The sequence below is a fragment of the Paenibacillus xylanilyticus genome (assembly GCF_013359935.1).
Lineage (GTDB): Bacteria > Bacillota > Bacilli > Paenibacillales > Paenibacillaceae > Paenibacillus > Paenibacillus xylanilyticus.
In genome coordinates this window covers 1-22,602 of sequence record NZ_JABMCB010000192.1, presented here as the reverse complement: position 1 = coordinate 22,602, position 22,602 = coordinate 1, and the positions used below count along the sequence as shown (strand labels likewise).

The window sequence follows — 22,602 nt, the reverse complement described above, 5'->3', positions numbered from 1 at the left end:
CTCCTTACTGCATGATCCGATGCACTGAGTAGACATCTTTTACCCGTTTGATCCGTTCAACAACAGAATGCAGATGCTCTGTATTGCGAATCAGAATCGTAACGTGCACCAATGCTAATTTATTTTTGTCTGTCCGTCCGGTGACAGCAGATATATTGGTTTTACTTTCGGAAACGGCCTGAAGCACCTCATTGAGCAAACCATTGCGATCATGGCCGGTAATCTCAATGTCGACACTGTAATTGGCCTCGATATTTTCTTCCCACTCTACCTCAATGACGCGCGCTGCTTCTTCTCCATCTCCGCTTGATGGGATGTTTGGACAGTCGCTGCGATGCACGGATACACCCCGTCCACGTGTAACGTAACCAATAATGTCGTCCCCGGGTACAGGATTACAACAGCGTGCAAAGCGAACAAGCAAGTTATCGATTCCTTTGACACGAATGCCATTGGTTGGACGATTTTTGCGTTCAGGTGCAGGCTTCAGCTCGCGCATTTCGGAATTCAGTTCGAGCAAGTTCGATTCTTCCTGTTCCTTGCGCAGCTTCTCTGTTGTTTTGGTTACGATCTGAGCAGCGGTAATGCCACCGAATCCGACAGCCGCGAGCATATCCTCAATATCGTTAAACGCATATTTTTTGGCTGCTTCCTGCAACTTGTCATCTGTCATCCACGCAGAAGGATCAAGCCCCATGCGTTTCAGTTCACGCTCACAGCTTTCGCGGCCTTTTTCAACGTTTTCTTCGCGGCGTTCCTTTTTAAACCATTGCTTGATCTTGGCTCGTGCATGAGATGATTTCGCAATTTTGAGCCAATCCTGACTTGGACCATAAGAATGTTTGGACGTCAAAATCTCGATGATATCTCCGGTCTTCAGATGGTAATCAAGCGGAACGATGCGACCGTTCACTTTGGCACCAATCGTACGGTTGCCGACTTCGGTATGAATCCTATACGCAAAATCCAGCGGCACGGAGCCTGTAGGCAGCTCAATGACTTCGCCTTTTGGCGTAAACACAAATACGAGATCAGAGAAGAAGTCCATTTTAAGGGATTCGACAAATTCAGATGCATCCTGCGCTTCATTTTGAAGCTCAAGAATTTCCCGGAAGAATGTAATTTTATCTTCAAAATTATTTCCGGTGGCCGCACCTTCCTTGTATGCCCAGTGGGCCGCAATCCCGAATTCGGCAGTACGGTGCATATCCCATGTCCGGATCTGAACTTCGGTCGGTTCGCCATTGGGGCCAACTACCGTTGTGTGGAGCGATTGGTACATGTTGGCCTTCGGCATGGCAATGTAATCCTTAAATCGTCCAGGCATCGGTTTCCATAGTGTGTGTATAATGCCGAGCGTAGCATAACAATCCTTGATATTATCCACAATAATACGAATCGCAAGCAAATCGTAGATTTCGTTAAACTGCTTGTTTTTCGTTGTCATTTTCTTGAACACACTGTAAATATGTTTCGGACGACCAGACAGATCTGCCTGAATTCCCATTTCATCAAGCTTGGTCGTAATGCCGTCCATGACCGTATCAATGTACTGCTCACGTTCTGCACGCTTTTTGTGCATCAGGTTCGCAATGCGGTAGTATTGCTGCGGATTCAAATAACGGAGAGCGATGTCCTCCATTTCCCATTTGATTGCAGAGATACCCAGACGGTTTGCAATTGGACAAAAAATCTCCAGTGTCTCATAAGAGATTCTGCGCTGGCTTTCTTCCGATTGGAATTTGAGTGTCCGCATATTGTGCAGACGGTCAGCCAATTTGATAACGATGACACGGATGTCCTGCGCCATGGCGATGAACATTTTACGATAGTTTTCGTTCTGCTGCTCTTCCTTGGAGCGGAACTGAATACGTTCCAGCTTCGTCAAGCCATCAACAAGCATGGCACACGTATTGCCGAAGTGATTGCGGATTTCTTCAAGCGATACCGTAGTATCTTCTACAACATCATGAAGAAGCGCTGCTATTATGGAGATGGTGTCCATCTGCATGTTCACAACAATGTCGGCAACCGCAAGCGGATGCAGAATATACGGTTCTCCCGATTTTCGCGTCTGTCCATGGTGGGCCTGATCAGCAAATTCGTAAGCTTCACGTATGCGCACCAGATCGGGTTCTTTGATATAAGCTCCGGCCTTCTCGAGTAATTGCTCTATGCCCATTCTGATCTGTTCCGTGTCCTTTCTATACAAAATGGAACCCGTGACAAATGTATCAACACAGGTTCCCCGTAAAAGTAATTTCCTATAATTATGACGCTTCACCCGTTTCCCGTCAACTGCTGACGAATAAGAGCATATATCCAATTTTTTAAAAGAATTTATGACTGTCCCATCAATTTGTTTATAGTCCCCTTCACCGGGATTGAACCGTGGAATTATCTTAATTATTATGGCCATTTATATACGAAATAGAATCAACATTTGCTAAAAAACGTACATTCAAAGCCAAAACGCAAAAAATGTTATTGATTAATTAAGAGAAACTCTGTAATCTATTGAAGATTTGTGTTTCGGAAAAGGAGATGAATATTCATTGCAACGCGAAATTCAGGTTAATCAGAAGATGCCACTGGGATCTGGCTCCCTGCTCAGTCTGCAGCATTTGTTTGCCATGTTTGGCAGCACGGTGCTTGTACCGAATCTGTTCGGGGTTGATCCAAGCATGATCCTGTTAATGAACGGTATCGGAACATTGCTTTACATATTGATGTGCAAAGGCAAAATACCTGCATATCTGGGCTCCAGTTTTGCTTTTATCGCACCTGTATCGTCCGTTTTAGCTTCACATCCGGGTAATGGCTACTCCATGGCGCTCGGTGCATTTATCGTAACAGGCATTGTATTCTGCGTTGTGGCTCTAATCATTAAATATGCCGGGACGGGCTGGATTGATGTTGTGTTCCCTCCAGCAGTGATGGGCGCCATCGTTGCCCTGATTGGTCTTGAACTTGTGCCTGTTGCGGCTGGAATGGCAGGGCTAATCAATTCTGACCCTGTGAATAACCCTAACTGGGTTCCTCAGGCCAAACCCATTATTTTATCCATGGTCACTCTAGGCATCACTGTAATCGGAGCCGTGACATTCCGCGGTTTCCCTAAAATCATTCACATTCTGATCGGGATTGTATCCGGTTATGTACTTGGATACTTTATGAATGCAGTCGAAACCGAAAAAATTACCAGTGCTGAAATCATCTCGCTCCCAACCGTAACAACACCTACATTTGACTGGTCTGTTGTCTTCACCATATTGCCTGTAGCGCTTGTTGTTATTGTAGAGCACATCGGACACTTGCTCGTAACGAGCAGCATTGTTGGCAAGGATCTTTCCAAAGACCCTGGTCTCCACCGTTCCCTGCTCGGAAACGGCGTTTCCACTATTCTGTCCGGCTTTGTAGGATCCACACCGAATACAACCTATGGCGAAAATATCGGAGTTATGGCACTTACAAGAGTCTACTCCACGTACGTTATTGGTGGCGCAGCTATTATTGCGATCGTGCTATCGTTCTCTGGCACATTCTCGGCACTTGTAGCCAACATTCCGGTACCGGTTATGGGTGGTGTATCCCTGCTTCTGTTTGGTGTCATTGCCGCATCCGGCCTGCGTATTCTGGTTGAACAAAAAGTAGACTTCGCCAAACCAACGAACCTTTTGCTGACTACGCTTGTGCTTGTCATCGGATTAAGCGGAACTCAGGTATCGATCTATGGTGTCCAATTGAAAGGTATGGCACTCGCTACCATTGTCGGTATTTTGCTGAGCCTATTGTTCAAATTGTTTGACGTACTCGGCTGGTCCAACGATCAATCGGAGAAACAACCACTGACAGAAAAAACACCTGATTGACACACTCGGCGCATACTTATGTACATTATGAATTGCGCACGAAAATACGAAAACACAAAAAGCCTGCTTTCTCAGTCCAGAGCGAAATGAGAAGCAGGCTTTTTATAATCATTAATGCTGTATATTATTTCCCGGGAAAAGGGAGATACACTTTAAATTGTGTAAAACACGAATGCAGGGATCTTAGTAGTTCATCAACGTGAATACTTCAATCTCCGGCAATTTAGCTCGTCCATTCAGGTCAGACAGCTCAATTAGGAATGCGGCTCCAACAACTTTGCCTCCCAATTGTTCAATCAGGTTAACGGAAGTTGCAATCGTTCCGCCCGTTGCCAGCAAATCGTCAGCAATCAGAACATTTTGTCCTTTTTCAATCGCATCGGTATGCATCGCAAGCGTATCCTTGCCATATTCGAGATCATAACCTACTTCGATCGTCTCTCCAGGCAATTTGCCGCTTTTGCGAATCGGAGCAAATCCGACACCAAGAGCGTAAGCCAGAGGAGCGCCCACAACGAAACCACGTGCTTCAGGTCCAGCAATGACATCAATTTTGAGATCAGAAACCATTACTTTCAGCTCATTGATCGCCTTGCGGTACATTTCTCCATCCTTCAACAATGTCGTAATGTCCTTGAAGCTGATTCCCGGTTGTGGAAAGTCAGGAATGACACGAATATACTCTTTAAAATCCAAAATAATCTCCTCCTAAAATAAATAGCACAACTTCCATTTAAGATACGCCCTTCATCCGGGATATCATCCATTGTGTCAGCTGCGGTGTAGATGCATCCAGCAATACCTGTTCTGTTTCGGCCATGCTTTCCAAGGCCTGATAATGACGGGACGAGGTTAATTCACGTTTGGGCGGGTTATCCACAAACGATATCTTGCCATCATTTCGGGTGATGAACGATAATTCTTCAAATACATCCAGCATCATCGTGATCATGCGTGGCGAACATCCACACTGACGACTGAGCACAGGAGTAATCTCTTGTTCCTCTACCGGTTCGGCTCTCCATTTCGACACCAGCATATAAATTCGCTTGAAGAGTTCTCTAGAAGGCATCTGAAGGCGATCTCGGCGGTTGCCTGATCCGTGCAGAAGGATGATATTCTCGGCTCCGCTGAACATGGCCAGCATGGCATCAAGTTGTTCCGGGGTTTCTGGCGTATCAAACACAAATAACGTCCGGACCTGCTCCTGTCCATAATGCTGCGCAGCAGCATTAAACGGCAACAAACCGACCTTTCTATCATATACCCAAAGGCACGGTTCATACAATGAATTTCCCTCAGAAACATTTGTTTCCTTCCGGACAATTGCACCGATCGAACCAGATGTATATTTTAAATGTACTTCAAGTGAACTTAGGAACTGTTTCATGGCGTTCAGCGGATCAGCGTTTCCGCGCAAGTCAAACACTTGAGCATGAGGAACATGAATGTCCTGAAGCATCAATTGCGGTTTCCGCATCCCATTCCATTCATTAATGGACAGTTCACCCATAACATCAATAAGAGTACCCGCAGGTAAAAATTCAGCCAAAGCTCCCTTTCCAAAAGCAACGGTTTCAAGCTGTTGCCCATCCTGTTCGAGAACCAGTTTCAAATGGCGTTTCTCCCGGCCCATGGTTCGAGTTTCTTTTACCGTTACATTCCGCAAAACGAAACGGGGAGAAGGGTTGCTCATACCAAACGGTTGAAGCCTGTCAATCTCCTGGATCACTTTCAACGGCACATCACTGATTCTGCATTCGTCATCTGCCAGGCGCTGAGGCATAAAATCCTCTTCCGTTAATACGGCCGCGGCAAACTCATTCAGTCCCGACTCCAGCTCTTCCAACTGATCCCGATGGAGGGTCATGCCTGCGGCTGCCGGATGTCCCCCATAATGGTCCATGGTGTGTTTATAGGCTGTGAGAGCCTCATAAATATCCAAGCCTTCAATAGAGCGAGCAGAGCCTTTGCAGACACCACTCTCTGGGTCGATCCCGAGAATGAGTGTTGGTCGGTAATAACGTTCCAGCAATTTGGATGCCACAATGCCAACCACTCCAACATTCCAGCCTTCTCCCGCAAGAACGATCACATCCGGAACTTTTCCGGAACGGAGCTGAATTTTCTGCTCCAACTGCGCGCTGGCTTCCTGAAGTATGCCCTCAACAACCTGCTGTCGTTCCCGATTGAGCAGATCAAGTTGCCCTGCAAGCATATGAGCCTCATCCAGATCCTCGGTTGTAAGCAGCGACACTGCTCTTCCGGCATGATCCAGACGTCCACTGGCATTAATTCGTGGAGCCATCGCAAAAGCGATATTGATTGAGGTAACCTGGCTCTGATCCACACCGCTAATTTCAAGCAGTGCACTAACGCCGGGAAGACGTGATCCCCGCATGGACTCGACGCCATAACTGACAATAACCCGGTTCTCTCCTTCAAGCGGCATCAGATCGGCAACAGTCCCGATGGCTGCAATCTCCATCCATTCGCCAGGCACCTCACCGATCAGGGCTTGGGCCAGTTTTAAGGCCACACCAGCGCCGGCTAACCCTTTGAAGGGATATGGACAATCCGGAAGTTTCGGATTAATCAACGTATAAGCTTCAGGCAATACTTCGGGTGGTTCATGATGGTCTGTGACTATAACTTCCATTCCAAGTGTTCCTGCATAAGCAATCTGATCGACTGCACTGATTCCTGTATCAACCGTGATGATTAGTGAAACACCCTGTTGATGGGCCCAATCCAGCGCATGGTTGTGCAGCCCATAACCTTCATTGGAACGATGAGGGATGTAGATATCATAGGATGCCCCAAGATGCCGCATTAAATGGATCATCAGAGAAGTACTGGATACCCCATCCGCATCGTAATCCCCATAAATTAAAATATGTTCTCCGCGCTCCAGCGCCAGCCGGATACGGGGGACAGCTTCCTTCATGCCGAGGAGCAGATAGGGATCATGCATCTGCCCTAGATCGGGATGAAGAAACCGTTCTGCCTCTGTTTCATTATGGACTCCCCGGCTAACCAGCAAACGTCCAACAAGTCCTGAAACGGAAAGCGCCTGCGAGAGTCCCGCAGCCGCCTCCAGATCGATATTCGGTGTGTTCCACCGGTATTGCGAATAAAGCAATGATAACGCTCCTTTCCTGATCTACGGGACCCGCGCTCCATTACTGAATTAATGTCGCTTCATGATCGGGCAGTTCATGATTGGATTTATAAGGATATCCCGGATCATAAGGGATAGCCTGGATTTGCACTTCTTTTACATGACTAAAACGAGTTAACAGCAATGTCTTGGCCCGATTGGCAATTTCCTGAGCCTCCAGCACGGATATTCTCGGATTCACACTAATGACCAGCTCAATGGTCACATCGTGTTCCTGTTCTCGTGCAACCAGATGCTCAATCGTAATGACACCATACACACGCTGTACCGTTTCCTTAAAATCTAATGCCTCTTCCTGCTCCAGCTCCTGAACCAGTGAGCCATAGACGGTATCCACGATCATGCGGTAACCTTTGTGAAGAACGAAACAGGAAGCGATTAGTGCAGCTGCTGGGTCCATATACAGCAGAAATCCTATACCCATCGTTTCTCCAGCCATAGAACCTGCGATGCCTACCAACACGGTAAGTGAACAATAAAGCGCACGTCGGTGTTCCTGAGCATACGCCAGTGCCTGTGATTGGTTACGTCTGCGAAAATATCGATATTGAAATTGAAAAATGGCTTCTCTCACGGCAAGTGCAGCAAAAGCTGCGATAAGTGCATGGTCATATTTCGCCGATTGGCCAGGATCATCTCCAGTCAATCCGGTCAGAGCCGAAATGGCGATCTGCAACCCGCCCATAAGAATAAGGACAGACAGCAACACCGTAATCCCAGGCCTAGCCATACGTGAATGCTCCCTGGACCGTTCTCGGTGGGCCTTGTTCCTATTCTGTACAGACTTCGAGGGGAAGAGACCTGCCAGGGAGGAAGCAGCTTCCGAGGCAGAATACAGGCCATCTGCAAGCAGCGATTTGCTGTTCGCCATATAACCGACTCCAGCCTTGATCACTGCAAGTGTCATATTCCCAGCAATACCACTCCACGTTGCCGCTTGAGCAGCTGGAATACGTTCTCTGGTCATGGAAATTCCCCCTTAATACTGTACCAAAAGTTGCAAAACCGCGCCTGACAGACGCGGCTTGACAATCAGATGTTTAGTTGGATGCTTTCGCAGTTGCTTTGGGTTTTGTTGGCTGTTTACCTTTGAGTGTCAACCACAACGGTGCTGCGATAAAGATGGAAGAGTATGCACCAAACAATGTTCCGATCACCATCGCAAGCGAGAACATGCGGATGGATTCTCCACCGAAGATAAACAAGCAAAGTGATGCAATGAACACCGTAAATGTCGTATTCAATGAACGTGTCATGGTTTGTGCCAAACTGCGGTTAACCACTTCGCGCAAATCGGCTTTGGTTGTTTTCTTGGCAAAACGCAAATTCTCCCGAATCCGGTCAAAGATAACAATCGTGTCATTAATCGAGAAACCGACAATTGTCAATACAGCTGTTATAAATGTCAAGTTTACTTCAAGTCGGAAAAGAGAGAATACACTAATTACCACAAATGCATCATGGAACAAGGAAATGACTGCTGCAACTGCAAATCGCCATTCAAATCGGATAGCGACGTAGATCATAATTCCGATACTTGCGATAAGCACAGCATAAATGGCATTACGCTCTAATTCTTTGGCCATCTCTGGATCCACGGTATTAACTTCATAGGAAGCCGCTGAATCCAGCTTGGTGAATTCTTCCTTGAACTGGCTCTCCTGTTTCTCATCCAGTACATTAGAGAAGCGGACATTCACTCGATCCGCACCAGTTGTAATATGAGCATCCCCATCATTGATGCCAATATCATTAATTATGGGCTTAATTTGTTCTGCTGTAATAGCTTTGGATACCGTGATGTCCACATTTGAACCGGATCGAAAATCAACAGCATAATTCAGTCCTAAGGATAACAAACTGATAATCCCTGCAACAGTTAAGATAATTGAAAAGGTATAGGCAATTTTACTGCCTTTAATATAATCAAAGTTCCAATTAAAGCGCACGAATTTCACTCTCCTTCACTCCGAAGTACTTAGGCTTCTTCAACACGTTAGCCCGCACAAGCAGGGTCAACAGGAAGCGGGAGAAGAAAATATTCGTGATAATGCTGGTGACGATGTCAAAAATCAGCACGAGTGCAAAACCTTTGACTGCACCTGTACCCAGGAAAAACATAACCGCTGCAGCGATAATTGTTGTAATGTTCGAGTCAATAATGGTACGGAAGGAACTCTTTCCACCCGCTTTGACCGAAGACAGAATCGATTTACCACTCCGCATTTCTTCCTTAATCCGTTCGTACGTAATGATGTTGGCATCGACCGCCATCCCTATACCCAGGATAAATGCGGCAATACCCGGAAGGGTCAGCACAAATTCTCCCATATAGAAGATTGCCAGTACCAGCCATGTATGTGTGATCAAGGAGAAACTTGCGATAATCCCCGGTATGCGATACAAACCAATCATGAACACTAAAATAATAACGGAACCAATCAATCCCGCTTTAATGGTTTGGTCGAGAGACAATTTACCGAGTGTTGCTCCAACACTTTGTGAGTATTTCTCTGTGAGTTTCAGAGGGAGTGCACCCAGGTTAATGGTATCACGAAGCTGATTCGCTTCCTCACGTGTGTAACTTCCTGTAATTTGTGCCGAACCGTCAGTCAATTGCTGTTGTACGGTTGGGGCAGAGAGTAACTGATCATCCAGATAGATGGCCAGAGGTTGTCCAATGAGACGCTTCGTAATTTCAGAGAACTTGGCCTTGTCTTTCACTTGAATATCAATCATAGGCTCATTGAGCTGATTGAATGTCACTTTTGCCCCATTCTCAACAAATTCATTTCCTCGAAGCTCAATTTTTGTGTACTCGCCTTCCTTGTCGTTCTCCCCTTTACTACGGAAAGTCAGAACAGCAGGTTCTTTCATTTTGGCTCTTACTTCAGCCTCGTCGGTAACGCCAGCCAACTTCAAACGAATCCGGTTTGTTCCTTCTGTTGTTACTTCCGGCTCGCTTGTTCCGAGCGCATTGGCACGGCTTTCCAGACTTTTTGCAGTTTGTACCAATGAAGCTTTGGTGACTTCCTGCCCTTGTTCCAGCGGCTCTGCTTCATATAAGATCTCGTAGCCTCCTTTTAAATCAAGGCCCAAGCGTATATTTTTGAGCAGCCCCGGACTTGTGCCCAACATGACTCCTGCGGTCACAAGCACGACCAGAATGAAACTGACAATTCTTTTCATGCCGTTCCTAGATCCCCTTTCATTCTCAATATTCCTATTATAGCGATGCCGTAAAAAGCAGTCAATTTCCAACACAAAAAGATCCCTTTCGTTAGAAAGAGGACCCCCGGTATGCAGAAACGGTCATAAAGTTCATAAAGCTTGTTGCTTTCAGTGACAAAATGTCGTTCACCAGCTGGTGAAGCGGTGGAATGCCCTGTTTTTCATATTTATGACTAACGCAATTCCAGACATCTTTGCTGGTCACATATTCGTATCCGACAAGCCTTAATTCCTCCGCCTTGCTGCGACATAACATCTCAATGGACTCTTCTAACTCCATATCGTTCATTTCCTCCAAGCGGGGAGCGCCTCCCTTCCATACGCACAAGCCTTTATGCGGCATCAATATTACATAATTCGACTCCAGCCATTCATATTCCTTCTTGCTCCATCTGGTTCTTTTTGTTAATAGAGTCCAAGTTGTCATGAGAAGACAATGGACTGGCATAGGATGAAGAACAACGGCTTTGTCCCGTTTACGAGACCTGTTACTTTCAACCGGGAAAGAGGGGTAGTTTTGAAGAAACAGACATTCATCCAGGGAGCCATGATCCTGCTTGCTGCAGGCATTATTAATCGCATTCTCGGTTTTATCCCCCGCATTGCGCTGCCACGCGTGATCGGAGCTGAAGGGGTTGGTTTGTATCAGCTGAGCTATCCGTTTTTTATTGTACTCGTGACATTAATTACCGGAGGCATACCACTCGCCGTTGCCAAACTCGTTGCTGAAGCAGACACGGGGGCTAACCGTTATTCCCCCCAACGCATATTGCAGATCAGTCTAAGCTTCACCTTAACGCTGGGTGTTGTATTCATGTTTTTGTGCATTGTCTTTGCGCCTTGGGTTACACGCTATGTTCTGACAGATGAGAGGGTATACCATACGTTTGTCAGCATGAGTCCGATGATTGCCATCATTGCCGTATCTGCAGTGTTTCGAGGGTATTTTCAGGGCAAGCAAAATATGATTCCAAATGCCGCTTCCTCTATAACTGAAACTGTCGTCCGTATCATATGCGTGATCTGGTTTTCCTGGCTTTTACTTCCTCAGGGTATTGCTCAGGCGGCCGCAGGGGCCATGCTCGGAGCGCTCGTTGGAGAATTTGTGGGCATGCTTGTATTGCTGTGGAATTACAGCAGATACAAAAAGGACTCGGAGCGAGCGAATCGGCTTCTTCCCCCTAAGGATGCAAATGCTCCGGTTCCAACTGTACCCGTGGATTCAGAAGCTTCACAAACGGGGTTGATTCGTCGCTTGTTGGCCATCTCGGTGCCGGTAACAGCAGGTCGACTTGTAGGCTCCCTCTCCTACCTTGCTGAAACGATCGTTACCGCTCAGAGTCTGGCACTTGCAGGCATATCCCGTGGACTGGCTACAGCCCAGTACGGTGCTTTACAAGGCATGATTATTCCGCTGTTGCTGCTGCCGGGAGCGCTGACTTCCTCCCTTGCAACGTCACTTGTACCCTCGCTGTCTGAAGCGTCAGCACAGGGAGACGGAGCCCTTATTCACAAACGCATGCACCAGGCTTTGCGGCTTGCACTCGTCACAGGTGCACCTTTTTCTGTTTTTATGTATGTGCTTGCCGAACCGATGTGTTTGGTACTATATAATGATGCATCGATTGGAAGCATGCTTAAACTGATGGCTCCTTTTGCTTTGTTTATCTACATCCAGGCACCTCTTCAAGCCGCTTTGCAGGCACTCGATCGTCCAGGAAAAGCACTCCTCAATACCTTTATCGGTGCAGTGATCAAAATTACTTTGATATTACTGCTTGCATCCAGGCCGGAATACGGCATTTTTGGGGCAGTCATTGCCATTTGTGTGAACTCAACCGTCGTTACCCTTTTACACGCCAGAAGTGTCCGCAATCTGCTTCAGTTCCGGTTTAAACGAATGGACTGGGTCAAAACAGCAGCAGGTATGGTCATCATGGGAGCAGCAACTCTACTTGTGTATGAACATACAGTCATCTTGCTGCCTTTTTGGCTGAGAATGCTCCTGGCTCTACTAACCGGTTTAATCGTTTACTTTATCGTGATGGGCTTAACCCGAATGATTGACTTCCATGATCTCTCCCGGATGCCGATCATCGGCTCATGGTTCCAGCGACGTTCACGTAAGTAGGGCATTACTTCCTATTTTTGATCATCCTTCAAGCTCACAAATACTTTTCCGTTATGATCAATGGAACATATAAACACATCCTTAAAATCGAGAACACCTTTCTTCTGGATCTCATTTTTAAGCCAAAAGCGTGTTTTCTTGATGAGCTCAAGGTTTTGATCCTGAACTTTTCCATCCATAATCAGCGGCAAAGGCAGACCTTCGTATTTAATATTTTGGAAGCCATCAACTTTGTCTTTTCTGGGTCTTTGCTTGTTATTTGTTGGTTGTGATGAGCTGTTGGCGGAATAAGAGTTGTCCATCGGGATGACCGTTAGCTTGCCCGTCGTCTCCAAGATCGCAAATTGAACTTCGTCAATGCTGTCGATATTCTGTTCACGCAATTGAAGCAGCAGGTCATCCAGATTGTATCGCTGTTTGCGCATTTCATCGCGATGCAATGTGCCCTTGGAGATCAGTACGGTTGGTTTGCCATCAATCATCAATCGTAACCGGCGGCTTTTGAGACTTAGAAAAGCCATGCCAATCTGAACAACAAGTACTGTCAGCATCGGTACGATGCCGTGAAATAACGGTTTATCTGTATCCTCAATGACAAATGCTGCAATTTCGGCAAGCATGATGGACACGACCAAATCAAACATGGACAGCTTCCCTATTTCCCTTTTACCCATAATCCGAATCGCACCATAGACAATAAAGTACATGAGAATCGTTCGAAAGATATGAGCACCGATATCTGAAAAGTTCACAATATGGTTCCTCCTTCACATCTGAGTTAAGACAGATACCTGAAGCGTAATCCCTATTTTGACCTGAAGCTGATGTGCTCATGCGAATCTTAATTGTTCATTTAATGGAAAATTCAGTTCATAACTCCAGAGGCTTGACCATACACTGTAATAATTTCAAACTTGTACAAGGGGGTTGCTTCATGCAGCTGATTCGCCGAGTGATTTCGTTTCGAATGTCCAACCCGATTTTGTCGGGACTCTGCCATGCATTTGTATGGATGTTACTGGGAGCACTGATTCTCTCCCTCTTTCTCTGGATGACCAACATGCGGGAACAAGAGCTTTCGCTCTACACGTATGTGGTTCATGGTTTGTCCCTCCTGGTTGGGGGATTTGTAGCGGGAAAACGGTCTGGCGAAAAAGGCTGGTACCATGGAGGTTTAACCGGGATTGTCTACGGGCTGATCGTACTGCTTATTGGATTTCTGGCTTTGGACGCTTCGTTCAATTGGAAGGACACCCTGCAGCTCGCAAGCGCATTCCTGATTTCTGCACTCGGGGGAATTTTCGGAGTTAACACACACAGATCCTAGAATTTTTAAGCATTCGATTATAAAAAAAAAGAAAAAGAGAACCGGGTCTCCGTAGAGATCCGATTCTCTGATACAAACTAGAATCATGCTATTCAACAGCGGTTTCACGACTCACTGCACTGCTGATGGCATTACGGTCGAATGTAAGCTTGGTCACATCGTTTACACGAAGGACAACAACATCATCCGTAATTTCAGCAATGGTACCGTGAAGGCCACCGATGGTTACAATTTTATCGCCTTTTTTCAACTGATTCAGCATCGCATTGCGCTGCTTTTGTTTTTTGTTCTGTGGACGGATCATCAAGAAGTAGAAAATCGCAACCATGAGTACCAAAGGTACAATCAAAGATACAATTCCACCGCCTGCTTGAGCTCCTGCTAAAGGCATTCCCTGAAACATTCAAAACTCCCCCTTATCGACTATACTTACAGATACTGCGTGTTTCTTCGGTTCTGCAAAACCTGATCAGAAACCTTTGTCATTGTCGTGAAGACCATATTGATCGAAAAATTCATCACGGAAATCAAGCAAACGATCTTCCATTATGGCTTTGCGCACATTGCGCATCAAATTCTGCAAGAAATGAAGGTTATGAATCGTCGTCAAACGCAAGCCAAATGTTTCATCCGCTTTGATTAAATGACGCAGGTAAGCTCTGGAGTAGTTACGGCAAGTGTAGCAATCGCATTCAGGGTCCAGTGGACCAAAATCGGTTGCGAACTTGGCATTACGAACTACAAGACGCCCCTGGCTGGTCATTGTTGTTCCGTTACGGGCAATCCGGGTAGGCAGAACACAGTCGAACATGTCCACTCCGCGAATCGACCCCTCAATCAATGCATCGGGCGAACCTACTCCCATCAAATAACGTGGTTTATTGGAAGGCAACAGTGGCACTGTGTAGTCCAATACGCCATACATCAAATGTTTCGGTTCTCCAACACTCAGTCCACCAATAGCATACCCCGGGAAATCCATGGAAGTCAAATCTGCAGCGCTCTGGCGACGCAAATCTTCATGCATGCCTCCCTGTACGATGGCAAACAGACCTTGATCATGCGGACGAGCATGACTTTCCAGGCAGCGCTCTGCCCAGCGGCTCGTTCTTTCAAGTGATTTTTTCACATATTCGTATTCAGCCGGATACGGCGGACATTCATCAAATGCCATCATAATATCGGAACCGAGTGCATTCTGAATTTCCATGGCCACCTCAGGGGAAAGGAACTTCTTGTCGCCATTCAGGTGGGAACGGAAGTGAACCCCTTCTTCCGTAATTTTACGCATCTCGCTGAGGGAAAACACTTGAAATCCACCACTGTCCGTCAAAATCGGGCGATCCCAGTTCATGAACTTGTGAAGGCCGCCAGCCTGACGAATAATCTCATGACCAGGTCTGAGGAAAAGATGATAGGTGTTACTCAGAATAATCTGTGCATCCATCTCCTTCAACTCTTCTGGACTCATCGTTTTTACAGTCGCCTGTGTTCCTACAGGCATAAAGGTTGGTGTCTCGATAATACCATGCGGTGTATGTACGCGTCCCAGACGCGCACCGGATTGTTTACATGTTTTGATATGTTCATACGTAATTGCTGCCATTGGTTTTAATCATCCTCTAAAATTAATCGTTATGCCAAGATTATCGTGTAAATCAATAGATCAACATGGCATCGCCAAAACTGAAAAAGCGGTATTGCTCTTGGATCGCCTGCTCATAAGCATGCATGATATGCTCTCTGCCTGCAAGAGCACTTACCAGCATAACCAGTGTCGATTTCGGCAAATGGAAGTTCGTAAGCATGCCATCAATAACCTTAAAGGTGTAACCTGGATAGATAAAGATTTTGGTCCAGCCGCTGCTTTCCCGAAGCACGCCATCTTCGAACTTGCTGCCTACGGTTTCAAGCGTTCGACAGCTCGTCGTACCTACTGCAAATATACGGTTACCACGTCTCTTCGTTGCATTAATTAAGTCCGCAGTTTCCTGAGACAGGGAGTAATACTCCTCGTGCATCTCATGGTCTTCCACAACATCAACAGACATGGGGCGGAACGTTCCGAGTCCAACATGAAGCGTGATGAAGGTAACATTGACTCCTTTGGCACGGATTTCGTCCAGCAGCTTATCCGTAAAATGCAATCCAGCCGTTGGCGCTGCCGCTGATCCTTCGTGCTTGGCATATACCGTTTGGTATCTTTCGCGGTCATCCAGTGTCTCTTTGATATAAGGAGGCAAAGGCATTTCACCCAAGCGATCCAGAATCTCCTGAAAGATTCCATTATAGGAGAACGTCAGCATGCGTGCGCCCATTTCGCCCTCTTCATCGATGACGGCCTTAAGCTCATCACCGAATACGATAACAGAACCGGCTTTCAGCCTCTTCCCTGGTTTGACAAGGGCTTCCCAACGATCGCCCTCCACGTTTTTCAGCAGAAGTACCTCAGCCTTAGCCCCGGTGTCCTCTTTCGTGCCGAATAAGCGAGCCGGCAAAACACGAGTATCATTCAAGACCAATGTGTCACCAGGCTCCAGAAAGTTGATAATATCAGGGAACGAGTGATGATTAACCTCACCGCTCTCCTTGTTTAAGGTCAGCAGCCGGGACGCCGTACGATCAAGCAATGGCGTCTGTGCGATCAGCTGCTCCGGTAGTTCAAAATCATATAAGTTCACATTCATCTTCGATTCATTCCTTAACAATAGTCGCATTTTGATAATAGTGTTTCAATATTTCCTGGTAATCATACCCTTCATCTGCCATACCTTTGGCCCCCCATTGAGACAAGCCCAATCCGTGACCGTTACCCTGACCAATGAACATGAAGGTCTGACCCTGGGTCACTGCTCTGGCTTGACCATCCCCGCTCATAACGACAAGAGCATTACCGGATGAAGTGCCCGTTCCAGAAGCTGATAAAACAGCTGCTCCTTTAGAACCGGTTTTACTTGATGTTTGCCCGTCAGCGCCTAATACAGTATAACTTCCGGTTCCTGCAATATCAAATAAGGTGCTCGGCAATCCCCCAAGTGCGGAACGATACGTATCCGCATATTTGACCGTCAATGGTTGTCCGTTCGCACTGACTTCAAGAGCTCTTCCTGAAGGTCCGCGCTTCGTGACTTCCAATGTTGAGATGGACGCGGGAACGGTCGTCGTTGTTTTTCCTTGCAGCGCTTTTACCAAAGCAGCTGAGGTAAAAGGTCCTCTTACCCACGCGTAATCATTGGACTGTGCTACTTTCGCCAAAACCACAGCCTCGGTGCCCGGGTTCATTTTGGCCACCGGTTCAACCGTAGATTGGATGAGTGGTATGGGACGTACATTGGTATTTTGGGCGGTAACCGTCACTTTGGACAGCCCTGCATCTGTTTTCGTTGTCAGTTCTTTGACATTGTCCTCACGGATGTATCCACTGATCCCTGAACTTAGCAGCACATGGTACCACGTATGTAACCCAGCTTGGGCCGATGCATCCCCAGGGCTGTCCACATTACTGAACACTCCTGCCCCACCATTCCATACTTCGGATGGGTGAGCTGTTTGTCCACCTGCATTGGAAGAGAACACAGCCTCAACGATTTTACCGCCGCTTTTGATGACTTCCCCTGCAGTTGCGTCTACGGCACTCGATACTTTATCGTTCTCCGAACCAATTCCGTTATACGCTTGGCTGAGTGTCGTATCCACCACATTGGCGATTTTAAAACGATCGCCCTGTTGAAGCGCGTAAGAGCGAGCTGCGACTGCCTGAACTTTTAGGGCCTCCGCTGGCCAGGATGAATATACTTCAGCCCCAACAACCGAGTATAGATATTGTTCAAGTGGGACGACATTGACCAAAGCAAGATCGCCGCCTACGATGCTAATTTCCATGTCTCCCCGGTATGTCCGCTCAGAGCGTTCCAATACTTTAATCCCGCTTCCATCACCTTGCACAAAAGCTTTGGCTTCACTGCCTGCGATGGTGTAATGTGGAACAGTTTTCAGTGTATCCGCACTTAATCCGGCATCCTGACGGATCATGAGCGCAGCACTGTTAGTTACAGGGGTTAAGCTCACTCCGGGTGCTTTGGCTTCCACATTCTTTTGCACTGCTGCCAGTTCCGCATCCGTAACCGCTTCTCCAACCCATACCGAATATCCTTGAGCTCCGCCAGTCAATTGCAGTACTGTGTAGGCACTGATTCCTGCTGATAAGAGCGATGCCTGTGCAGCCTCAGCTTCCTGGAGTGAACTGTAGCTCCCTGCCGACAAACGCTTGCTTCCGGTTACCGCTGCCTTTTGACCACCCATTTGAGCTGCAGCCACTTTTTGCACTCGTGCTACTGCTTGTGAAGCCAAAGCTTCTGTTGCATAATTCCCCGTATACAGCTGGTAGGTTGCCTTACCGCTCAACGTCGTGGTGAACAGCGATGGTTTATCGCTGGTTGCCTGTAATAATTTTGCAGCTGCGGCTGCAGTCTTGAAGTCCCCAGTTTCGAGCACCTTTACCCGTAAGCCATCCGCACTGAAACGAATTTGACCAGCAGGAAGGGATACACCCGCCCCACTCTCTGATCCAATACTCCACTTACCAGTTGTCTCAAGTGTGATGAGTGGTGTTGTCGACTTATACGTACTTCCCAGGTTCGCAAACATCGCTACCCGGATCATCTGTCCATTACTCTCTGCAGCAAAGGCAGGCACTTGCAGACATCCTACCGTCAAGAGAGCGGCAGCCAAAACCTTTAACCGCCGGCTCCACTTCTTCGTTGGTAATGCTTTCCCCACGTTCAAACTCCTCTCCATGCAGTTTCTACAATTTATATCGGGTAGATTTCTTGAAAACTTCAACTTTCTTTATTAAGAGATTCCGTTAACACAGGTTACTTTCCGTCTCTTGGTGGTATAGGCAGACCCAGATGATGATAAGCGAGATCCGTAACGATCCGGCCTCTTGGTGTACGCTGAATCATGCCGATCTGCAGCAGATATGGCTCATAGACATCCTCAATGGTCTGACTTTCTTCACCAATTGTAGCTGCTATCGTATCCAGGCCAACAGGACCTCCGCGGAAACTGGTAATCATGGATGTAAGCATCTTGTGATCGATTTCGTCCAATCCACGTGGGTCAATCTGAAGTCGTTTCAAAGCCTCTTCAGCCAGTGCCTGAGTAATTATTCCATCGCCACGCACCTGAGCGAAGTCGCGTACCCTTTTCAGCAATCGATTGGCAATCCGCGGTGTCCCACGGGAACGCAGTGCAATCTCTTCTGCAGCATCACCAACAATCTCGACGCCCAGAATTTCAGTAGATCGTGAGACGATGTACGCCAGCTCATCCACTGTATAAAACTCCAGACGGCTAATGACACCAAACCGGTCTCGAAGTGGTGCAGACAGCAAGCCTGCACGTGTTGTAGCCCCGATCAGGGTGAACGGCGGAAGATCCAGCCGAACGGAACGAGCACTTGGCCCTTTCCCGATCATAATATCCAACGCAGAGTCTTCCATGGCGGGATACATCACTTCTTCAACGGTACGGTGCAGACGATGAATTTCATCAATAAACAGGACATCGCCTTCCTGTAAATTCGTCAGCAGCGCAGCCAGATCGCCCGGGCGTTCAATCGCCGGTCCCGAGGTGGTGCGCAGGTTCACGCCCAACTCGTTAGCAACGATATTGGCAAGAGTCGTTTTACCAAGTCCGGGTGGACCATAGAGCAGCACATGATCCAATGCTTCATTGCGCAATTTGGCAGCTTCAATATATACTTTCAAATTTTCCTTGACCTTGTTTTGTCCGATATATTCATTCAGATACCGGGGACGGAGACTCAGTTCAACATTCTGATCCTCCATCATCAGGTTGGCGGAAATAATCCGGTCATCCATGTTCATCCCTACCTTTTTTTGTGCGGGCTACTGCTATATGTTATATGCAAATTTAACTAACCCGTAAACAGCATTTGCAGCGCACGTTTCATCAACACATCAACAGAATCCGCCGAAGTGACATCCTTCTTCAACTTAAGCCACACTTTATCAAGCTCACTGTCTGTATAACCGAGAGCCTTCAAACCGTCACGTGCCTCATCCCATGCAGAACCACTTCCTGCTTCCTCAGAAGGTGGTGCAAACAAACCTGTAGCATACGCCGCTGCACCAAAACCGTCCAGCTTGTCTTTGAGGTCCAAAATCATGCGTTGTGCCGTCTTCTTGCCGATGCCCGGCAATTTTGTCAGGAACGTCAAATTCTCCTGATAGATCGCTGTAACAACGTGGTCCGGTGTACCACCTGCTAATATACCAAGCGCAACCTTTGGTCCAATACCGGAAACTTCAATCAGTTTACGGAACAAACGCTGTTCTTCCCGTGTAACAAAACCAAACAGCAGCATCGCGTCTTCACGCACATGGTGATGGGTATACACCGTAATTTCGCCTTCCTGCTTCGCAAAAGCAAACGGATTGGGACAGAAGACCCGGTACCCGACACCATGAACATCAAGCACAATATATTCATTCTCTACATGTACGAACTGTCCTCTTAGAAAATCAATCATTTTCGCAATACCTCATTCAACTTGGAATTTAATGTATATGAGTGCGCATGACACACAGCTACAGCCAAAGCATCTGCTACGTCATCCGGTTTCGGAATAGCCTGCAAACGCAAAAACATTTTGACCATTTCCTGCACCTGCCGCTTCTCTGCCTTACCATATCCCACGATCGCCTGTTTGATCTGCATTGGGGTATATTCTGCTATGGGCAAGCCCTTCTGTGCAGCAGCAAGCACCATAACACCTCTCGCCTGGCTGACAGACATCGCTGTAGTCACGTTCCGGTTAAAAAAAAGTTTTTCCAGTGCTACTGCATCTGGCTTGTATTTATCGATTAACTGCACCATGCCCTCATAAACGTGAAGCAACCGTTCTTCTTCAGGTGTGTGAGCTTCCGTCTGAATGCAGCCATATTGTACGGGTACCACTTTACTACCGATCTTATCCACAAATCCAAAACCGACAATCGCAATCCCCGGGTCAATTCCCAAAAAACGCAAAACCATCTCTCCCTTACAATAAAGCGAACATATGTATCGTTCATTTCATTATAACAAAAGATAGACCCTCCGACAGGAAAAACTTTGTCTAATCTCTGGTAGCGTTTGGTTCGGCATAAAAAGGGCATTTTCTGCATAGTCGTGTTCCTCTTGCGACTAGTCGTTTTTCCTACGACAAAAAGGACATCTTTCGATGCCCTAAGACTGATTCCCTAGTCTAATATGGGATTCGCTTCATTTATCCGCCATTTTGAAGCTCTTCTTTATGCGGCCCATCAATGGCATAATCGCTAAACGTAGAAATCACGCTGTTATATTCATCTTTGTCTTGTACACGGATACCCTGCTGTAATTGCTCCAGTACTCCTTCAGGCAGAGAACTTTCCAACGATCCGACGTCCATCTGAAAAAAAGTACGTATGACCTTCTCTTCTGCCGGTCGACCTTCATAAAGTTTGAGATTCCCCACCCCATCCACGCTGATATAAGCCTGTTCCTTGCATAACGGGGAAAGATCATCTACATGTTCCTTGATTTGCAATGTATCCGAGGCGACCACTTCAGCGTCCCATTCCGGATGCTGTTGCAACAATATCTTTAATTGCGGTAAAGCCATTTTCCCCAATCGTTCCGTTTCTACCCCGCATATATAATGCGTCTCCAAAACAACCGAAGTTAAACGATCAGGTTCAGAAGAGAGCTTTGCCAATATGGTTTGTACCTCTTCCTCGGATCGTTCTTCGACGGACACAGGCCCCATTACCGCAGCTGCTTCACCGAAGTTGGTGGTTAACAATCGTTGAATGTGAGAGGAAATCGACAATCCGCTGTAGGCCAGTATCGTTATGACCACCAATGAAGCAGTCATCCATGCAGTTCGTTTCCAGCGCCGCCAGCGTCTTTTGAATTGTTTCCTGAATTTAAACGTGTTCACATGAACCCCTTCTATCACTTTTTTAAACCTAGTGTGACCGAAAGGATTATGCTTTATGCAAAATAAACCCAGTGTGTGGAACCCAGGTACCTTAGTATTACGTTAAGAAAAAACAAAAACGGACTACCTCTTAGAGATAGTCCATTTCTTTGGATCGGGATGACACGATTTGAACATGCGACCCCCTGGTCCCAAACCAGGTGCTCTACCAAGCTGAGCTACATCCCGTTATATTATACCGGCGAGAGGACTCGAACCTCCACGGTTTCCCACTCGATTTTGAGTCGAGCGCGTCTGCCATTCCGCCACGCCGGCAAATGAATTTATTTAAATGGCGCGCCCTGAGAGATTCGAACTCCCGGCCTTTTGATTCGTAGTCAAACGCTCTATCCAGCTGAGCTAAGGGCGCATATATTATTGGAGCGGACGACGGGAATCGAACCCGCGACCCTCGCCTTGGCAAGGCGATGCTCTACCGCTGAGCCACGTCCGCATGCGGTATTAAAACATAAATGGCGGAACCGACGGGATTCGAACCCGCGATCTCCTGCGTGACAGGCAGGCATGTTAGGCCAACTACACCACGGTTCCAAGTCACTTTCTTAATAGAAAGATTAATTGCGGGGGCAGGATTTGAACCTGCGGCCTTCGGGTTATGAGCCCGACGAGCTACCGGGCTGCTCCACCCCGCGTCGTTATTAAAAAACATATATGGTGGAGGCTGAGGGGCTCGAACCCCCGACCCTCTGCTTGTAAGGCAGATGCTCTCCCAGCTGAGCTAAGCCTCCATATATATGACCCGTAGGGGATTCGAACCCCTGTTACCTCCGTGAAAGGGAGGTGTCTTAACCCCTTGACCAACGGGCCTTA

General features: G+C 47.1%; 19 protein-coding genes and 8 tRNA genes. 3 read left to right on the top strand and 24 right to left on the bottom strand.

The genetic code is table 11. From position 1 onward, the window contains the following. Positions 1-4: 4 nt before the first annotated feature. Entirely contained in the window at positions 5-2,182 is a 2,178-nt protein-coding gene (locus HP552_RS20000) for a RelA/SpoT family protein (protein WP_175397585.1), read from the bottom strand. 373 nt (positions 2,183-2,555) lie between these two features. On the opposite strand from HP552_RS20000, the gene uraA reads away from it, so the two are divergent. Continuing rightward, entirely contained in the window at positions 2,556-3,872 is a 1,317-nt protein-coding gene (gene uraA / locus HP552_RS19995) for a uracil permease (protein ID WP_175397169.1), read from the top strand. A 183-nt stretch (positions 3,873-4,055) separates the two neighbouring features. Here uraA and HP552_RS19990 read toward each other — a convergent pair whose 3' ends face one another. The 6 genes from HP552_RS19990 to HP552_RS19965 form a co-directional block, all read right to left on the bottom strand. After that, positions 4,056-4,568 carry an adenine phosphoribosyltransferase gene (locus HP552_RS19990; protein WP_175397168.1) on the bottom strand — a complete coding sequence of 171 codons (513 nt, stop codon included), beginning with the start codon at positions 4,566-4,568 and terminating at the stop codon, positions 4,056-4,058. Between the two features lie 37 nt (positions 4,569-4,605). Further along, on the bottom strand, positions 4,606-7,014 hold the full coding sequence (recJ, locus tag HP552_RS19985; protein WP_175397167.1) for a single-stranded-DNA-specific exonuclease RecJ: 2,409 nt from the start codon (positions 7,012-7,014) through the stop codon (positions 4,606-4,608). 40 nt (positions 7,015-7,054) lie between these two features. Beyond that, positions 7,055-8,020 (bottom strand): cation diffusion facilitator family transporter, encoded by a 966-nt coding sequence (locus HP552_RS19980; protein WP_175397166.1) that lies wholly within the window; start codon positions 8,018-8,020, stop codon positions 7,055-7,057. Between the two features lie 73 nt (positions 8,021-8,093). After that, entirely contained in the window at positions 8,094-9,002 is a 909-nt protein-coding gene (gene secF, locus HP552_RS19975; RefSeq protein WP_175397165.1) for a protein translocase subunit SecF, read from the bottom strand. Further along, positions 8,992-10,242, bottom strand: coding sequence for a protein translocase subunit SecD (secD, locus tag HP552_RS19970; protein ID WP_175397164.1), 1,251 nt, complete (start codon positions 10,240-10,242; stop codon positions 8,992-8,994). The genes secF and secD overlap by 11 nt, the downstream gene beginning before the upstream one ends. Positions 10,243-10,333: 91 nt before the next feature. Next, complete coding sequence (locus tag HP552_RS19965) at positions 10,334-10,573, bottom strand: post-transcriptional regulator (protein WP_095289489.1); 240 nt, start codon at positions 10,571-10,573, stop codon at positions 10,334-10,336. Positions 10,574-10,801: 228 nt separating this feature from the next. Between HP552_RS19965 and spoVB the strand changes: the two genes are divergently transcribed. Then, positions 10,802-12,415 (top strand): stage V sporulation protein B, encoded by a 1,614-nt coding sequence (gene spoVB / locus HP552_RS19960; RefSeq protein WP_175397163.1) that lies wholly within the window; start codon positions 10,802-10,804, stop codon positions 12,413-12,415. An 11-nt stretch (positions 12,416-12,426) separates the two neighbouring features. Here the strand turns inward: spoVB and HP552_RS19955 are convergent, their stop codons facing one another. Further along, positions 12,427-13,122, bottom strand: coding sequence for a YetF domain-containing protein (locus tag HP552_RS19955; protein ID WP_175397583.1), 696 nt, complete (start codon positions 13,120-13,122; stop codon positions 12,427-12,429). A gap of 227 nt (positions 13,123-13,349) precedes the next feature. On the opposite strand from HP552_RS19955, the gene HP552_RS19950 reads away from it, so the two are divergent. Beyond that, complete coding sequence (locus tag HP552_RS19950; RefSeq protein ID WP_175397162.1) at positions 13,350-13,742, top strand: TIGR04086 family membrane protein; 393 nt, start codon at positions 13,350-13,352, stop codon at positions 13,740-13,742. Between the two features lie 88 nt (positions 13,743-13,830). On the opposite strand, the gene yajC is transcribed toward HP552_RS19950, so the two are convergent. The 16 genes from yajC to HP552_RS19870 all read right to left on the bottom strand — a co-directional run bounded on the left by yajC (position 13,831) and on the right by HP552_RS19870 (position 22,599). After that, positions 13,831-14,145 carry a preprotein translocase subunit YajC gene (gene yajC, locus HP552_RS19945; RefSeq protein WP_175397161.1) on the bottom strand — a complete coding sequence of 105 codons (315 nt, stop codon included), beginning with the start codon at positions 14,143-14,145 and terminating at the stop codon, positions 13,831-13,833. A gap of 66 nt (positions 14,146-14,211) precedes the next feature. Further along, positions 14,212-15,348 carry a tRNA guanosine(34) transglycosylase Tgt gene (gene tgt, locus HP552_RS19940; protein ID WP_175397160.1) on the bottom strand — a complete coding sequence of 379 codons (1,137 nt, stop codon included), beginning with the start codon at positions 15,346-15,348 and terminating at the stop codon, positions 14,212-14,214. A 52-nt stretch (positions 15,349-15,400) separates the two neighbouring features. Beyond that, positions 15,401-16,429 carry a tRNA preQ1(34) S-adenosylmethionine ribosyltransferase-isomerase QueA gene (gene queA, locus HP552_RS19935; protein ID WP_175397159.1) on the bottom strand — a complete coding sequence of 343 codons (1,029 nt, stop codon included), beginning with the start codon at positions 16,427-16,429 and terminating at the stop codon, positions 15,401-15,403. A 7-nt stretch (positions 16,430-16,436) separates the two neighbouring features. Next, entirely contained in the window at positions 16,437-18,539 is a 2,103-nt protein-coding gene (locus HP552_RS19930) for a SpoIID/LytB domain-containing protein (protein WP_175397158.1), read from the bottom strand. A 77-nt stretch (positions 18,540-18,616) separates the two neighbouring features. Further along, positions 18,617-19,627 carry a Holliday junction branch migration DNA helicase RuvB gene (ruvB, locus tag HP552_RS19925; RefSeq protein ID WP_175397157.1) on the bottom strand — a complete coding sequence of 337 codons (1,011 nt, stop codon included), beginning with the start codon at positions 19,625-19,627 and terminating at the stop codon, positions 18,617-18,619. 56 nt (positions 19,628-19,683) lie between these two features. Next, positions 19,684-20,298, bottom strand: a complete 615-nt coding sequence (ruvA, locus tag HP552_RS19920; protein WP_095289470.1) for a Holliday junction branch migration protein RuvA — start codon at positions 20,296-20,298, stop codon at positions 19,684-19,686. Then, the gene (gene ruvC / locus HP552_RS19915) at positions 20,295-20,798 is read right to left on the bottom strand and encodes a crossover junction endodeoxyribonuclease RuvC (protein ID WP_056701196.1); all 504 of its coding nucleotides are present in this window, start codon (positions 20,796-20,798) and stop codon (positions 20,295-20,297) included. The genes ruvA and ruvC overlap by 4 nt, the downstream gene beginning before the upstream one ends. 238 nt (positions 20,799-21,036) lie before the next feature. Further along, the gene (locus tag HP552_RS35620; RefSeq protein ID WP_175397156.1) at positions 21,037-21,732 is read right to left on the bottom strand and encodes a BofC C-terminal domain-containing protein; all 696 of its coding nucleotides are present in this window, start codon (positions 21,730-21,732) and stop codon (positions 21,037-21,039) included. A gap of 154 nt (positions 21,733-21,886) precedes the next feature. Next, a tRNA-Pro gene (locus tag HP552_RS19905) sits at positions 21,887-21,960 on the bottom strand. A gap of 8 nt (positions 21,961-21,968) precedes the next feature. Continuing rightward, positions 21,969-22,047: transfer RNA gene (locus HP552_RS19900), tRNA-Leu, on the bottom strand. 17 nt (positions 22,048-22,064) lie between these two features. Beyond that, positions 22,065-22,141, bottom strand: a tRNA-Arg gene (locus tag HP552_RS19895). 9 nt (positions 22,142-22,150) lie between these two features. Next, positions 22,151-22,225, bottom strand: a tRNA-Gly gene (locus HP552_RS19890). 20 nt (positions 22,226-22,245) lie between these two features. Beyond that, positions 22,246-22,323 (bottom strand) — tRNA-Asp (locus tag HP552_RS19885). A 27-nt stretch (positions 22,324-22,350) separates the two neighbouring features. After that, positions 22,351-22,424 (bottom strand) — tRNA-Met (locus tag HP552_RS19880). A gap of 20 nt (positions 22,425-22,444) precedes the next feature. Continuing rightward, positions 22,445-22,520: transfer RNA gene (locus HP552_RS19875), tRNA-Val, on the bottom strand. A gap of 7 nt (positions 22,521-22,527) precedes the next feature. Beyond that, positions 22,528-22,599, bottom strand: a tRNA-Glu gene (locus HP552_RS19870). Positions 22,600-22,602 lie beyond the last annotated feature (3 nt).